General features: G+C 40.3%; 8 protein-coding genes. All 8 read left to right on the top strand.

The genetic code is table 11. The features are described from left to right. Positions 1 to 64 precede the first annotated feature (64 nt). On the top strand, positions 65 to 1,138 hold the full coding sequence (locus CA2015_RS05650) for a FecR family protein (RefSeq protein WP_048641025.1): 1,074 nt from the start codon (positions 65 to 67) through the stop codon (positions 1,136 to 1,138). Positions 1,139 to 1,267: 129 nt separating this feature from the next. Then, positions 1,268 to 4,834 carry a TonB-dependent receptor gene (locus CA2015_RS05645; RefSeq protein WP_084011659.1) on the top strand — a complete coding sequence of 1,189 codons (3,567 nt, stop codon included), beginning with the start codon at positions 1,268 to 1,270 and terminating at the stop codon, positions 4,832 to 4,834. A 26-nt stretch (positions 4,835 to 4,860) separates the two neighbouring features. Further along, the gene (locus tag CA2015_RS05640) at positions 4,861 to 6,573 is read left to right on the top strand and encodes a RagB/SusD family nutrient uptake outer membrane protein (protein WP_048641023.1); all 1,713 of its coding nucleotides are present in this window, start codon (positions 4,861 to 4,863) and stop codon (positions 6,571 to 6,573) included. A gap of 63 nt (positions 6,574 to 6,636) precedes the next feature. After that, positions 6,637 to 7,488, top strand: a complete 852-nt coding sequence (locus CA2015_RS05635) for a rhamnogalacturonan acetylesterase (protein ID WP_169786464.1) — start codon at positions 6,637 to 6,639, stop codon at positions 7,486 to 7,488. Between the two features lie 8 nt (positions 7,489 to 7,496). Beyond that, positions 7,497 to 8,945, top strand: a complete 1,449-nt coding sequence (locus tag CA2015_RS05630; protein WP_048641021.1) for a neutral/alkaline non-lysosomal ceramidase N-terminal domain-containing protein — start codon at positions 7,497 to 7,499, stop codon at positions 8,943 to 8,945. 36 nt (positions 8,946 to 8,981) lie between these two features. Further along, the gene (locus CA2015_RS05625) at positions 8,982 to 11,291 is read left to right on the top strand and encodes an alpha/beta hydrolase (protein ID WP_048641020.1); all 2,310 of its coding nucleotides are present in this window, start codon (positions 8,982 to 8,984) and stop codon (positions 11,289 to 11,291) included. A gap of 239 nt (positions 11,292 to 11,530) precedes the next feature. After that, the gene (locus tag CA2015_RS05620; protein ID WP_048641019.1) at positions 11,531 to 12,907 is read left to right on the top strand and encodes a sulfatase family protein; all 1,377 of its coding nucleotides are present in this window, start codon (positions 11,531 to 11,533) and stop codon (positions 12,905 to 12,907) included. 242 nt (positions 12,908 to 13,149) lie between these two features. Then, positions 13,150 to 16,416, top strand: coding sequence for a PVC-type heme-binding CxxCH protein (locus tag CA2015_RS05615; RefSeq protein WP_048641018.1), 3,267 nt, complete (start codon positions 13,150 to 13,152; stop codon positions 16,414 to 16,416). The last annotated feature ends 1 nt before the right edge of the window (position 16,417 follow it).

The raw sequence follows: 16,417 nt of genomic DNA, 5'->3' as shown, positions 1-16,417 counted from the left end.
TATTTTCCCAAACATGGTGAGATTTATCATTAATCCTCCTCTTTAAGATATAGATGGTCGATAAATGAAATCTTACGAAAACATACAAGACTTTTTAGAAGATGATTCCTTCAAGCAATGGGTGCTTAGAGGTGATGCCGAGCAAGATAAATATTGGCTCGAGTGGTTGAATTTGCATCCTTCAAAAGCCGAACTATTGGGGCAAGCCAAAACCATTTTACTTGAATTAGACAGCTCTTCAAAAAAATGGACTGAAAAAGGTAAGAAAAGAACATTTTCAGCTATTCAATCTAAAATAAAATCAACAGAGAGGTTACAGAATAAGCCCGATCGTTACGAATACAAATCCTATAATACTAAGCTGGAATCTCGTGTAAGAGGAGTTTTAGTTGTGGCTTTTTTGATAATGTTTGGCGCTGCAATGTTCTACGCATTTTTACCTAGGGAGAATGCGGATCAGGTTGCGATGAATCTTAATGAGGAGGAATGGATCATCAAAGCTAACCCCAAAGGACAAAAGTCGACTTTACAACTTGCTGATGGAAGTAATGTAGTGTTGAATGCAGAAAGTGAATTGCGGTACAGGCGTGAATTTGGACAGAGCCATCGTGAAATCTACTTATCCGGAGAAGCTTTTTTTGAGGTAGCTTCAGACAGTTTACTTCCTTTTCGCGTGCATAGCGGTGATTTGATTACCACTGCTTTAGGGACTTCTTTTAATATTAATTCCTATAAAGAGAATTGGGTACAGGTGCAGTTAGCCACAGGGAAAGTCAGGGTTTTAAATGTATCGGCCAAAGATCAATCAGTTGATCTTGTCCCTGGAGAAGAGGTGGTGATAGGAAAGGATAGCCAATTGGTCAAAAGCAAATTTGACTTAAACAAAGCCTTTTATTGGAAAGAGGGAGTGTTGGGATTTGAAAAAGTACCTTTTCAGGAGGTTGTGGAATCTCTGGAACGATGGTATGCAGTTGATATCAATGTGCAAAACCCTCCGGCATATATGCTAAAAATCTCTGGTGAATTTAAAAAAAACACCTATTTAAAAGATGTACTTGAGAGTCTGGGCTATGCCTATAATTTTAAGTATTCTATTGAAAATAAAGTAGTATTCATTCAATTTAAAGCCACTGAATAGCCTATGAAAAGAAAATAAAAAAGGCCAATGAATAGCAGTTCATTGGCCAGTTCCAGGTAGAAGGAAAGTTCTCAGGCTTCCTCTCTACTGTAGTTTTATGTCATCACTAACAACAAAACTTTCAAATTTATGAAAAGATCACTACATATACTTAGTATGGTGGGGAAATATTACCTATACGGCTTTTTTTTACAGCTGTTATGTTTAAACCTTATGTATGCATCCCCTACTAAGGGGCAAAGTTCACTGGATATCAGTGAGGTGTATTTGAGTCTGGATCTAAAAGAGGCATCGCTGGCCGAGTCTTTCAATAAGATAAAGAGCCAGACAGACTTTTTCTTTATTTACGACCATGACTTGGTTGATAATTCACTACCGGTCAATCTTCATGTAGAACATCAAAGTCTGGAAGAGGTGCTTTTGTCCCTTGCCGCCAGCCATACGCTCTCCTTTAAGCAGGTGGACAATCGGATCAGTGTGAAAGTTGCTAAAAAGAATGCTAAAGTTAAAGAAATTGCTGTGGAGGTAACTGTTAAAGGAAAGGTTACGGATGCCAATGGAGATCCTATTCCCGGAGCAACAGTTTATGTGCAGGGGACAACAAAAGGTACTGCCACAGATATGAATGGTGATTATTCCATTGTGGCTCCTGAAGGTGCCATTCTAGTTTTTTCCTTTATAGGCTTTGATACCCAGGAGATTTCAGTAGGTTCTAGAAGCGTTATAGATGTAATCTTAACTGAAGGAATGGCTTCCTTAGATGAAATGGTTGTTGTTGGATACGGAACGCAGAAGAAGGTTAATTTAACTGGATCGGTGGATGTGATTTCCAGTGACATGTTAGAAGACCGACATGCGGCAAACGTTTCTCAATTATTAGTAGGAACAACACCTGGGTTGAATTTTGGTTTTGATGCCAATGGATACCAGCCAGGTGCAAAGGCCTCAATAGATATTCGTGGAATTGGATCGCTGAATGGCGGAGCACCCTATATCCTGATAGATGGCTTTCCTGGTGATATGAATTCCTTGAATCCAGAGGATATAGCCTCTATATCCGTTTTAAAAGATGCAGCAGCATCTGCTATTTATGGAGCAAGGGCTCCATACGGGGTGGTGATGATTACGACTAAGTCCGGAAAGAAAGATTCAAAATTAACAGTTAACTATTCTGGTAGCATGAGTTTAGTTACTCCTGCTAAATTACCAGGAACATTGGACTCTTACACCTATGCTCGTGTGCTTAATGAAGCTGCATTAAATAAAGGCTCTTCATTAAAGTTTAATGAATCTACCATTGACAGGATTATTGCTTATCAGGACGGGGATTACGATTATATCCGTTCCCAGTTCCCTGATGGTTTTCCTGCAGAAAATGTAACCAACTGGTCTGCTTTTCCTGCAGCTGGTGGTGGATGGCACGGTGGAAATGGAGATGGCCATGCGAACAATGATTTTTGGGACTTAGCTACTGGTCCTAATATGGGACAATCTCATAATTTTTCCGTACAAGGCGGATCGGATAAGACCTCTTATTATTTATCAGCAGGGTTTACAAACCAAGCAAGTTCCTTTACATGGGCTGATGATTATAACAAGCGTTATAATTTAACTGCCAAGATAAATACCTCACTTACTGATTGGTGGGACTTGAGATTTGAAACAAGGTTAATGAAAAATAACCGTCATTTTCCTTCTGGTGCAAGACCTGAATCTTCTGATTCGTACAATGCCCTTTTACACATTATTTACAATACAGCTCCAAAACAAGCAGTGTTCGATAGTTTCGGAAATCAAGTACAGAGCAGTGTGAAAAGCTTTTTTGAAGCGGGGGCAAGTAATGATGAAACTACCGAGAACTGGCAAATCATTGGGACGGAATTGAGACCTTTAAAAGGGTGGAAAATCAATGCGGATTTTGCCTACCAATCTACGGATTTCTATGGTCTTCATGACGGGAGAGAATTTGGCGAACAGAATTGGCTTACAGGCGAACAAACAAGTTCCTGGGTAGCAAGTCAGGTGAATGAGTACCATTCCAGCAATTATTACTGGAGTTCAAACCTCTACACTTCTTACGATTGGAGCTTTAATGAATCGCATAATTTCATGGCCATGGTTGGAGCGCAATACGAAACAGGAAAATACCGCTCTTTGAACGGACAGGCGAGAAACTTGATCGTTCCTGATATAATCTCCCTGAATACTGCAACAGGCGACCCTTCCATTACTGAAGCACTAAGTCAATGGGCTACGGAAGGTTATTTTGGTCGGTTAACCTATAATTTTAAAGAGAAATACCTCTTGGAATCCAATGTAAGATATGACGGTACTTCCCGCTTCTTGGAAGGCAAAAGATGGGGTTTCTTCCCTTCCTTTTCTGCAGGCTGGGTAGTTAGTAACGAAGATTTCTGGTTAGAGTCCTCAGGTTTTATCAGTACTTTGAAATTAAGAGGGTCTTGGGGTCAGCTTGGTAATCAAAATGTATCGGCTTATCAGGATCTGGCTTTGATTCAATTGTCCAAAAACCTACTCAATTGGTTACCTGGTTACAATCAAACAGGACAGGTTGGTTACACCCTCACACCTTCACTTGTTAGCCCTTCTTTGACTTGGGAAAAAGCTGCCACTACAAATATAGGCGTAGACTTGGAGCTTTTCAGGAATAAGCTAGGCGTTAATTTTGACTGGTTTGAGCGAAATACTACGGATATGATTGGCCCATCAGAGACCTTGCCAGGTGTGTTGGGAGCGTCTGTTCCCCGATCCAATAATTCAGCCTTGAGAACAAGAGGTTGGGAATTGTCTGTGAGATGGAAAGAATTTGTAAACTCTGACTTAAGTTATTTTGTAGGCTTTAACCTTTATGATGCCAAAGCAGTGGTTACAAGTTATAATAATCCTACCGGTTACCTTGGATCTTGGCTTGTAGGTCAGGAAGTTGGTGATATTTGGGGCTGGTCTTCCAATGGCTTGTTTCAGTCCCAACAAGAAATAGATAATCATGCTGATCAGTCCTTTATTTACAATATCTGGAATACAGGTGATGTGAAGTACGATGACCTCAATGGTGATGGTGTAATAAACAATGGTCAGAATACCATAGATGATCATGGGGATTTAATGCTTTTAGGAAACTCCAGTGCTCATTATCAATTTGGTATTAACCTGGGAGCCAATTATAAAGGCTTTGATTTCTCCATGTTATGGAAAGGTACAGCCAAGAGAGATAAGGGAATGAACTATAATGACTACGCTTATTATGGTTTCAGGCGAGCCAATTGGTCGCAACCAAAATGGGATCACTTGGATTACTTTAGAGATACCCCAGGTACCAAGTATGTAGGTTTGTATGAAGGAGATGCGAATATAAATACAGATGCATTCTACCCACGTCCTTATGAGGACAATTTATCAAATGTGAAAAACCAGACTTACAATTCCCGTTATCTAGGCAATTTTGCCTACATACGTCTACAAGACGTTCAGTTGGGCTATAGTCTAAGTGAAAGTGTGATTGGTAGGTTTGGGTTGAGTAAAGTAAGGGTTTACTTGTCAGGTTCAAACCTTTTGACTTTTGATCATTTGCCTGTAGGAATGGATCCAACTTTGCCTTCCGGAGGCTATTCCAATAGTACCGGTAAGGACTACAGAGCGGATCGCATTTATTCAATGGGCTTGAACGTCACCTTTTAATCTCATCTCTACAAAACTTTATTACAATGAAAAATACACTAAAAATAGTCTTTATTTTGACATTTTTTTCAGGTTGGTCTTGTACAGATTTTTTGGACAAGCCACCTTTGGATCAGATTGGAATTGATGAATATTGGAAATCCGCAGTGGATCTTAAAAACTATACAGCGAGATTTTATGAAAGCCTACCTTACCATGAGAACAGTATGTCTACGGTGGGTCGCGAAGGAGCTGCTAATAATATTACCTATAGAACTGCTAATGCTGTTCTAAACGGAGAGACGACCTTGTCGACGGGGACATGGCAGAGTGATTTTGCACCTGTAAGAAGTATAAATATCTTTTTGGACAATTACAGCAAGAGTGAGGATCCATATAGCACATGGAAGCAATACCTGGGGGAAGCACAGTTCTTTAAAGCATGGATATATTTTGATTTGGTACAAAACTATGGGGATGTGCCTTGGTATTCTCATGCTTTGACTCCAGACGATGAGGCGGAATTGATGAAGCCAAGGGATTCCAGAATCGTAGTGGTGGATTCTATCTTGTCTTTATTAGACAAAGCAATCATTAACCTTGATAAAAAAGACGATGCTCCATGGGGAAACAATTCAATCAACAAAGAGGCTGCGCTGGCTTTCAAAAGCAGGGTTGCGCTTTATGAAGGAACCTGGCAGAAGTACCACAGTGGAGATGATTTTGGAACACAAGGTGCTGATCCGAGTAAATATTTCCAAGCCTGTGTGGATGCTGGAAACGAATTGATGAATGGAGACTATAACGTAGGCATCTATTCTACAGGAAATCCTGATCAGGATTATTATGATTTATTTGGAACAGGCGATATGGGAGGCATCAGTGAGGTGCTGTTGTACAGGGCTTATAATGTAGGTGAATTTATTGGCCATAATCAAAATTATTATGGTACAACCACACCTTCAGAGTTAGGTGCAACATGGTCTTATGTAACTTCTCACCTGGGACAAGATGGTAAACCAATGGATTATTTATCCATTTCCCAACAAGAAAAAGGGAACGATTTCTTAAAAATGCTGGCATCTGATGTTGACCTAAGATTAAGGCAAAGTATTTGGATCCCTGGAGATGTTCAGCATTACCCTTCCAATGTGGTGTTTAATTCTCCACCATTATTTGCAGGTAGCCGTGAAAATAATCCTACAGGTTTTCAGATCAAAAAATACACCAATCCCTATCAGGAATTGGGTTATGCCAATGCAAATGATGCTGGCCGGATTGTTCTCAGATACGCAGAAGTATTGCTAAATTATTCAGAAGCTTTGGAAGAGCTGAACGGAACAGTTGCCTATGAGGCCCTGAATCAACTTCGTGCTAGGGTAGGCATGCCGGACTTTGAGGTGATGTCTCAAGATGCTGATCCCAATAAAGTGGATTATGGGTATTCCATTTCAGACGCTTTGTATGAGATTAGAAGAGAAAGAAGGGTTGAATTGGCATTTGAAGTGTTAAGAGAGCAGGACTGGAAAAGATGGGCTGCACATGAATTGTTTTTAAATGAGCGACCTAAAGGATATCCATTCAATAGTGAAGAGTTTCCAGATGAAAACCCTACATTGGATGAAGATGGGTTAGTGGATCCTTTACAAACAGAACTTCCTAATGGGTATAATTTTAATCCTGGAAGAAATTATTTAGAAAGCGTGCCGCAGACAGAATTGACATTAAATCCAAATTTGGATCAGAACCCTGGGTGGTGATAAGTTTTTCACAACCCAAAAAAACAATTTTGTAATTTGTACTGGTGAAAACTTATGAAACAAATGAAAAATAATGAGCATCCGGGTCTATTGGCCCGGATAACTCATTTGAAACCCCGCGCTTTTTATTTCTCCTTTTATAGCTTGATATTATTGCTTTTTTGCAGTTGTGATAAAGAAAATGTTCGTGTTTTCAGCATTGGTGATTCCACCATGAGCAATTATAACTTGGAAGAAATGGATGAGCATTATGGTGGTTCGAATTTTCCTAGACGAGGTTGGGCCATGGCACTATCTGCATTTTTGGATGACAAAGCAGAAGTTGTGAATAGAGCTGTAAGCGGTAGGAGCTCCAAAAATTTCATTGTCCAAGGGCATTGGGATAAGGTTATAAATGATATTCAGGAAGGTGATTTTTTGATAATTCAGTTTGGTCACAATGACCAAAACGCTGATGATCCAAAGCGCTATACGGAAGCTTATGGGGAGTATAAAGAAAACTTACTCAGGTTTGTTAAAGAAGCTGAAGCCCTTGGCGCCAGGCCCATAATAGCCACTCCTATTGCCCGAAGAAGATTTGATGCTGAAGGAAAAACAATGGATACACATGGGGATTATGCAACTGCTTCAATTGAAGCGGCCAAAGAATCAGGCGTTCCATTAATAGACTTGAATAAAATGACCATAGATTATTTAAGTGAATTAGGAGATGAAGATTCTAAAGCCTTGTTTTTACATATTGAACCAGGTGTTTTTGAAAACCTGACAGAGGGGTTGAAAGACAATACCCACTTGAGCAAGAAAGGTGCCTGCGCTGTCGCGGCAATGTTTGTGGAAGGTGTAGAGAATTCTGATTCTCCATTAAAAAAATACCATTTAGAGAATAAGCCTGACTGCAATTTAAAAATTAAATAGAAATTATTATGATAAGGATTCAAAGATTATTAGGGTTGATTTTGACCATTAGCACAGTCCTTTTTTCAAAGGATTTGATAGCTCAGGATAAGGTGTTTCAAGCCGGAGCTTCAATTACTGATATTACCCCTCATCTGGGACATCCAATTGTTGGCAATTACAACTCTCCCCCTGCAACCTATATTCATGACCCACTAAGTGTAAGGACCCTTGTCTTGGATGATGGTGCGAAGGAATTGGTGTTTGTGATTGTGGATAATGTTCATATTAATCGGGAGGTTTTTGATGCTGCCAAAGCAATGCTAGATCGAGATTTAAATATTCCGACAAAAGATGTAATGATGGCCTCAACCCATACCCATTCAGGGATAAGCCTTAATGGAGAAGGATTAAAAAGCATATCTCCCGAAGTAGGAGTTGCTCTTGATGAATACCAGACCTTTGTTGTCAAAAGAATGGTAGATGGAGTAAAGATTGCAAGAGAAAACAAAACGTTAGCTAAAATTGCTTTCGGGAGCGTAGATGTTCTGGAGCATGTATTTAACAGAAGGTGGATAATGAAAGATTCTGTTATGAGTCCATTGGGACAGTTGGAGATAGCTAAAATGAATCCCGGACATAGCAATGCCTTGCTTCGTCCGGCAGGTCCTGTAGATCCTGAAGTGTCCTTTATTGCAGTAGAATCCAAAGACGGAACCCCCATAGCTTTATTGGCTAATTATTCCCTACATTATGTTGGTGGAGTGCCTAGGGGACATATCTCGGCGGATTACTTTGCAGCTTTCGGAAATCGTATGGGTGAATTATTGGAAACAGGCTCAGATCTACCTGCTTTTATTGGAATTATGACGAATGGAACTTCAGGTGATGTTAACAATAATGATTATTCTAAACCGAGACCTAAGGAATCCTTACCTCCATATGCCAAAATGCATTATGTAGCCAATGATATTGCAGAAAAAGTATACCAAGAATATAAGCAATTGGATTTCCAATCGGAGGTGAAACTTGGTTCAGCACTTTCAGAGATGACGCTTAATGTGAGAAGAGCAACCCCTGAAATACTTACAAATGTTGCCACTGTTCGAGACTATGAAGGATCAAAACCACTGTTCCACAGTCTCGAAAAAACTTACTCCCGTCGTGTTTTTAATATGGAGTCAGCGTATCCTGATTCTGTCAATATTGTTCTCCAGTCATTCGCTATCAATGATATAGGAATTGCTTCCTTGCCATTTGAAGTATTTACTCAGATTGGATTGGATATTAAAGCCAAAAGCCCTTTTAAAAATACATTTACGATTGAGCTAGCCAATGGGTCTTATGGTTATTTGCCTACACCTGAGCAGCACAAGCTTGGAGGCTATGAAACCTGGTTGACAACGAATAAGGTACAAAAGGATGCTTCAGTTTTGATTACAGAACAACTTATAAAGCATTTTCAACAATTGAAATAAGCCCTGTTTTTGCTGCTGAATCCAAACTATCAAACTATGAATCTAGCGAAGATTTTTATAATTGTAATTGCAATGTTTATGCTTCAACCAAGAAGCTCTTGGGCTCAAAACAGAGGAGACCTACTGGCTTCCGGTGTGGAGGTGATAGACGATTACCATTATAGCAATGCTTTTTCAAACAATAGAAACTTTCGGGTATTTTTACCCCCGAGCTATCGAAAAGATTCGGAGAAAAGGTATCCTGTTATCTACTTTTTTCACGGATGGGCCCAACGTTATTTTGGGTCTATGGGCAGTGGTTACTCTGATTATGATTTCGGAGATGACAATGACGGGGACAATATTGAAAAGTTTGTTTCAGAAAATGATGTCATCATCGTGAAAGTAGATGGCTTGAATCAATTCAAAGTTGAGCCAATAAACCTGAGTCCATACAATGTTAGTCTGGTTTCTACATTCCGTCAGTTTCCTGAATATTTTAAGGAATTTGTAGGCTACATAGACGCTCATTACCGAACAATTCCTGACCGTACCCATAGAGGAATCTCAGGTCTTTCTATGGGAGGGTTTATGACCTTTTGGCTTTCAGCTAAATTGCCGGATTGGGTAAGTGCCGCAGGTAATTTTTGTGGGTCCAGCGAGTTTTCTGCTGGTCCTCTGGATTTCCCTGTGAGGTACGCTCATGCCGACATGTATGATAATTTTAAAGCCATTAGTATGCGGATGCACAATGGAAACAGCGATCGTTTGCGGTTTTATCATGAGGACATGAACAGGTATTTGATGAATGCAGTCCCTCACTACCAGTTCAAACAATATGAAGCTTCTCATATTACCTGTGGAATGGGGGATATGTTTGCCTTTATGATGCAAGCCTTTAAAACTCCTTTGCCTCTCCCTGAGAAATGGGATTATATTGATATCTATCCATATTTTGAAGTGTGGGATTATAAAGTAGAAACATCGAGAAACCGTTCAGGCTATACTATATTGGAGAATGTGGATAAGGAAGGCTTTAACCTTGCTGTACGAAATTTTCTACCAGATGGTGAATTGATGCCAAATGTAGAAGTTCAGGTGGTAACTGCTCCTATCTATAAAGTGAATACTGAATATAAAGTGACTGACATAGATCTTCGCACGAAGGAAAGTAGGCAGTATTCCGTTCAAAGCGATGCATCAGGTAGGCTTAAGCTAACACTCAATGGAAGCGCCCATCAAATAGGAATAGCAAATTCACAAGACAGCCCCAACCTATCCATGACAAGTTTCAAAATTGAGAACATGGACTGGGCTGAGAGTGGTCAGGTGGTTGAACTTTCAATGAAGGTTTTGAACAAAGGGTTTTCGACATCTGAGAATATCATCGCAGAAATAAGTGCCATTAGTGAAGGCTTGGATATTGTGTCTGCCCAAGGTAAAATCAATGGTTTGGCCTCCTTGGAAGAGAAACAGGTAAATGGGATTTTCAAAGTCAGAAACAATCGTAAAGGGTATGATATAGCTAAGTTTCAAGTTGATTTCACGGATGATTCAGGGGCTTCCTGGCAAGAGGAGTTTGAAATTTTATTTAAGGACCAGGTAGATAGAATAACGAATTTTGTAATTGCTGATGGCAAAGAATTCACCATTGTCAAAGAAGCTGTTGATTCAGTCAGCATGGTAGTGGGAGTCGGAAATGGAGATGGAATTGCAAATCCAGGAGAAACGATTGTCCTATTGGTAGAAGAAGGAGGTAAGTATTTGCGAACGGATGCCTATACTACCAACAAATACATCAATCCGGGCAATGTGAGCATTCGGATAGCTGATCCTTGGCAGAATTATGACCATATCGGTGGATCTGTCAAATACACAATGCCGGTTCTGGATTCTGAAACTCCTGAAGGAGAAGAAATACCTTTCTATGTAGAGTACTGGACACCTGGCCCCATTAGTGGTCAGCATATTATCCACAAAGGCATAGTAAATGTTCAAGTGAAAGGAGAAGACAAGACAGCTCCGCAAGTTCAGTGGGTGCAGGTGCTGAATGATGATCGAATAGAAGCACGTGTCTATGATGGCGCTTCAGTTGGTGAAGTCATGCTAACTTTATCCCCTAATGAGGAAAAATCAACTTTGAAACATGTGAATTGGGACGAAACACCATCTTCTTTTTCCATTGAATTGAAGGATGATGGACTTGGAGCAGATGTTGTGAAAGGTGATGGTGTTTATAGTGCAAGGATTTCTGGGCAGCCTACTTATTTTTATGATTTATCCTTTGAATTGAGAGATTCTTCAGGAAGTATAGGCAAACACAAAGCTGAAGAAACTATTTTCTTGAAAGAGACGAGGTGGAGGTAGAAGGTTGGGAGGATTTGAGAATGGCATAGGATTAGACCTATTTATAATAAAAGGATCGTTTAGATAGCGGTCCTTTTTTATGTCCATTTTTAAATAAAGGAATTTGGGTTTTATGGCTTTCAGAACTTTTTCGTTAATCAAATCCATTTTTGGTGTGAAAAGGAACAGGTCCTGAAAATTCTAATTAACTTTTAGTGTTTATTACTCCTTGTCTAAAGATTTATTAAGTATAATCGCATATGAAAAAAAGTATAGTATTGCTTGTTCTCTGTTTGATCAACACCGCTTTGCTGGCTCAAAATAAAAAGCCAAACATCCTGATTATCATTACGGACCAGCAAAATGCAAAAATGATGAGCAGTGCTGGCAATGAGTGGTTAGAAACACCAAATATGGATAAACTGGCCATGAAAGGAATGCGCTTTGAAAAAGCGTATGTAACCAATCCGGTTTGTTCCCCTTCCAGGTTTAGTCTATTCACCGGGCAATATCCTACTGCAATAGGTATGCGGCACAATGCAAGTAAACTAGATATTCCAGCCCTTCAAAAGATAATTCCCAATGCAATGGGCCATGCCTTTGCCAATGCCGGCTATGAAACTTATTATGGAGGGAAATCCCACTTGCCCGGAGGGAGGAATGACGTTTCCACTTATGGTTTTGAAACCTTTATTTCAAAGGATGAAAGAGATGACCTGGCAAAAGAAAGTGCTGCTATATTATTGGATAGGAATTCGGATAAGCCTTTCCTGATGGCTTTGAACTTTATCAACCCTCACGATATCTGTTATGAAGCCATCAGGCATTTCCCCCCAAATAATAGACCTCCTGCCGAGGTGCCCATTCCTTTATTGGAAGCCATTGCTATTCCGGATTCCATTAGTGAAAAGGATTTTATGGCAAAATATGTGCCTCCTCTGCCTGCTAATTTTGAACCAACTTCACCGGAACCAAGTGCGATTTATGATTTGAAAGCACTGCATTCCTTCACTATTGATGCCCGGGAAAACTGGACGGAAAAAGATTGGCGCATGCACAGGTATGCCTACCATAGATTGACAGAAAGGGTGGATGTTCAAATAGGTATGGTGTTGGACGCTTTGGAATCTTCACCTTTCGCCAACAATACCATTGTCGTTTTTACATCGGATCATGGTGAAATGAGCGCTTCTCATAGACTGGAGCACAAAACAGTTTTTTATGAAGAATCATCAAATATCCCTTTGGTGGTTTGGTACAAAGGCATGGCCAATGCTCATTCGGTGGATAAGGAAAATATTATTTCCAATGGCTTGGATTTATTTCCTACACTCTGTGAATTAGCGGGTGTTTCTAGGCCTGAAAACCTGCCTGGTATTTCGTTTGCAGCCTTATTGAATGGTCAAAAATACAAATACAGTCCACGTGAATATTTGTTTATGGAAAATGAATTGGGCTTTATGATAAGAGGGGATAACCTTAAATACACGTTGTATGACAATGGGGATGAAATGTTAATTGACCTTGCAAAGGATCCGGGGGAATTGATTAACCTGGCTGAAGTTCCGGTATACCTTGACAGAAAAGAGAAGCTTAAAAGGCAACTTAAGGCCCATATTGAGAAAGCAAGCCATTAGCTGTTCTAACTTCTCGCCGTGCAATACAGCATCGGGTAGATTTGAGCAAGTTGTTTTAGGCAATTTCAATTCCTGCTTATTCCACTGAAAAAAAATAGCAATACGTTATGAGCGGAGCGGTTTAATAGGATAATTACATTAAATTTTGGAGGTTTTAGCTTTTGGTCTTTGAATAAGTTATTAAGACGAAAAGCCCAATTTACCGTATGTGTTAAACGCTGTTAGTTTATAAACAACATCAAATGATTAATGTAAGCCCAATTAAATTTCTTGGATCAAAGGTCATTTTGGCATTTTCTATTTTATTTGCTTGCGAAAGCAAAGAGGTAGTGCACCATTTCGATCCAAAGGACAATAGCAATATTGTTTTTATAGGAAACACCTTCGCGGATCGACTTCAGAACAACAATTATTTTGAAACCCTTTTGTATAAAAGTTTTCCTGAAAGAAACCTTAAAGTAAGGAATCTTGCCTGGAATGCAGATGAAGTCAGCCTTAGACCAAGGCCTTTAGATTTTGGTACATTAGATGATCATTTGCATCAGCAGAAAGCAGATGTGATTTTTGCCTGTTTTGGTCTCAATGAAGCTTTTAAAGGACAGGAAGGTCTGTCCGATTTCAGCAAAGACCTACAGGACTTCTTGAAACACTTAAAGCAACAGCAATTCAATGGGAAAAATAGCCCTCAAATTGTCTTGGTCTCACCCATTGCGCAGGAAAATAAAGGAGGCTTTTTACCGAACCCTAAGGAAAACAATCAAAACTTGTCATTGTATACTGAGCAGATGCGCAAGGTGGCAGCAAGCTTAAATATTCCTTTTATTGATTTGTACCAGCCTACCAAAGAGTGGATGGGTTCATCAGAGGCACTGACATCGAATGGCATTCACCTTACCGACCATGGCTACCTAAAGGTAAGTGAATACATGGCTGAAGCTTTGGACTTTCCAGTGGCTACTTGGGAAGAAAATGCTTCTTTTGAATTGCTTAAAGAAGCGGTAGCCAAGAAAAACCAGCATTTCTTTTATCGGTTTAAAGCGCAAAATGGAGAGTATATCTATGGCCGACGCAAAGAGTGGTCAGGGGGTGAGAAGTTGAAGGAAGAAAACAGGGTTATTGATGGTATTATAGAGCGATTGGATAGTGTGGTATGGGCAGGAAGTGCTGCCAATTCCCTGGCAGACATAGAGAAAGCCAAAAAAATGACAAGCTTTAACCAAGGAGTTAAAAAGACAAAATCCCAGCCTACTACTCTGGAAGAGCTTGAGAAAGCAAAGTCCCAGTTTGTACTTCAGGAAGGTTATAAAATTGAACTGTTTGCTTCTGAATTGGATTTTCCCATCGCCAATGCGGTTGCAATAACGTTTGATCCACAGGGTAGAATGTGGGTGTCCAGTATGCCTTCTTATCCGCAGTATACGCCTGGGGATATGCCTTTGGATAAACTGATAATCCTTGAAGATACCAATCTTGATGGAAAGGCAGACAAGCATTCCATTTTTGCGGATAGTCTTTATCTGCCTCTGGGTTTTGAGCTAGGGGATGGGGGCGTATATGTTACTCAGGCGCCTGATCTGGTCCATTTGAAAGATACGGATGGTGATGGAAAGGCCGATTCCAGAAAGATTTTATTTAGTGGTTTGGGGACAGAAGATTCCCACCATAGCTTAAGTGCTTTTACCTGGGGACAGGATGGGGCACTGTATTTTCATATGGGTACTTTCTTGCATTCGCAAATTGAAACGCCCTATGGTCCCCGACGAGGTGCTTATGGAACTACCTGGAGGTATGAACCTTATACCATGAAGTTGGAACCCTATATCTCTTATCCTTATGCCAATCCTTGGGGCAATGTTTTTATGAGGGATGGGACACATTTAGTGGCAGATGTTTCTACAGGGATGAATTATTTTGCACCACCGCTTACCGTGGACATTGATTATCCAAAAAAGCACATGGTGATGAAAGATTTCTTGAATTCTCCAGTCAAACCAAAAACCTGTGGGATAGAAATCATATCCAGCAGGGCTTTTCCTGAAAATGCCCAAGGCAATGTTTTGTTCAATACCTTTATAGGTTTTCAAGGAGTAAAACAACATGTGGTAAGTGACGATGGTAGTGGTTTTCAGGCAGATGAAACAACTCCTCTACTCCAGTCCAAGGATCCGAATTTCCGTCCGGTTGATTTAAAATTTGGCCCAGATGGTGCATTGTATGTAGTAGATTGGTATGACCCTATTATCCAACACGGTGAGCAAAATTTCCGTGATCCTTTAAGGGATTCAAGTAAAGGCAGAATTTGGAGAATTACCCATAAGGACAAAAAGCCACTCAAAGTAGTAGACATGAGTCAATTAGCTATTGGGGCCTTACTTGATCAGCTAAAAGTATATGAGGACAGGGAAAGGTATAGGGCCAGAACTCAACTTAGAGAATATGATTGGGAGCAGGTTGCTCCTGCGCTACAAATCTGGGTGGATCAATTGGATCAAAAAGACCCAAATTCAGAGCATTTAAGAATGGAAGCCTTGTGGGTTTATCAGCAATTTAACCAGCCTAACCTCTCCTTATTGGAGGCCTTATTGGACAGTCCTGAAGCGCCAATAAAAGCAGCTGCTACCAGGGTTTTATTTCATTGGAAGGATGAAGTCAATGATGTGCAACGAAAGCTTAAAATACTATCCAAAGATGCTTCCCCTCGCGTTCGCCTAGAAGCTGTTATAGCCTTGAGCCATTTTCAAAATGAGGCTACGGTGAATACCCTCTTGGAGGTTTCGGCTTTACCAACGGATGATTACTTGGATTATGCTTTGAAGGAATCCTTTAAACACCTGAAACCAGTATGGATGCAGATGTTAAGGAATGACAAAACCTTTCTAGCGGATGAGCCTGAAAAAGCGGCAAGATTACTCAGGCCTCTGGCTTCTAAAACAGAATTGCAAGTGCCCGGTTTTATTATGGACGATCCCAAGTACGCACAGTATGGAGTGGCGGCACTTTCGGAGCAAGACTTTCAAGATTTGAAAGGAGTGACGGCCGTAATGAATTTTAAACAAAAACACTTGGAACTGCTGTACCCTGATGAAGAATCGCGGGTTTTACAAAAGACTGCTGACAATAAAAAAGGAGAAATTGTAATTAACCTGGCAACACTTCCAGGTAAAATGCTTTTTGATAAAGAGAGCTTTGAAGTGAAAGCGGGGAAAACGGTTTCCATCCTGTTCGATAACAAAGATCAAATGCCCCACAATGTGTTGATCCTTGAACCCGGAGCCTCTGAAAAAGTAGGGGTGGCGGCAGACAATATGGCCAGTCTGGAAGATGGGTATGAAAAGAACTTTGTGCCGGACTTGAAGGAAGTATTGTTTTTTACACCATTGGTCAATTCTAACCAAGTGTTTCAATTGGACTTTACCGCACCTGACAAACCTGGTGATTATCCATTCATTTGTTCCTTTCCGGGACATTGGAGAATAATGAAAGGAGTGATGCGGGTGACAGAAAACTGAC

Origin of the sequence: Cyclobacterium amurskyense (assembly GCF_001050135.1) — a bacterium.
GTDB lineage: Bacteria > Bacteroidota > Bacteroidia > Cytophagales > Cyclobacteriaceae > Cyclobacterium > Cyclobacterium amurskyense.
This window is presented reverse-complemented; position numbering and strand designations above follow the sequence as displayed.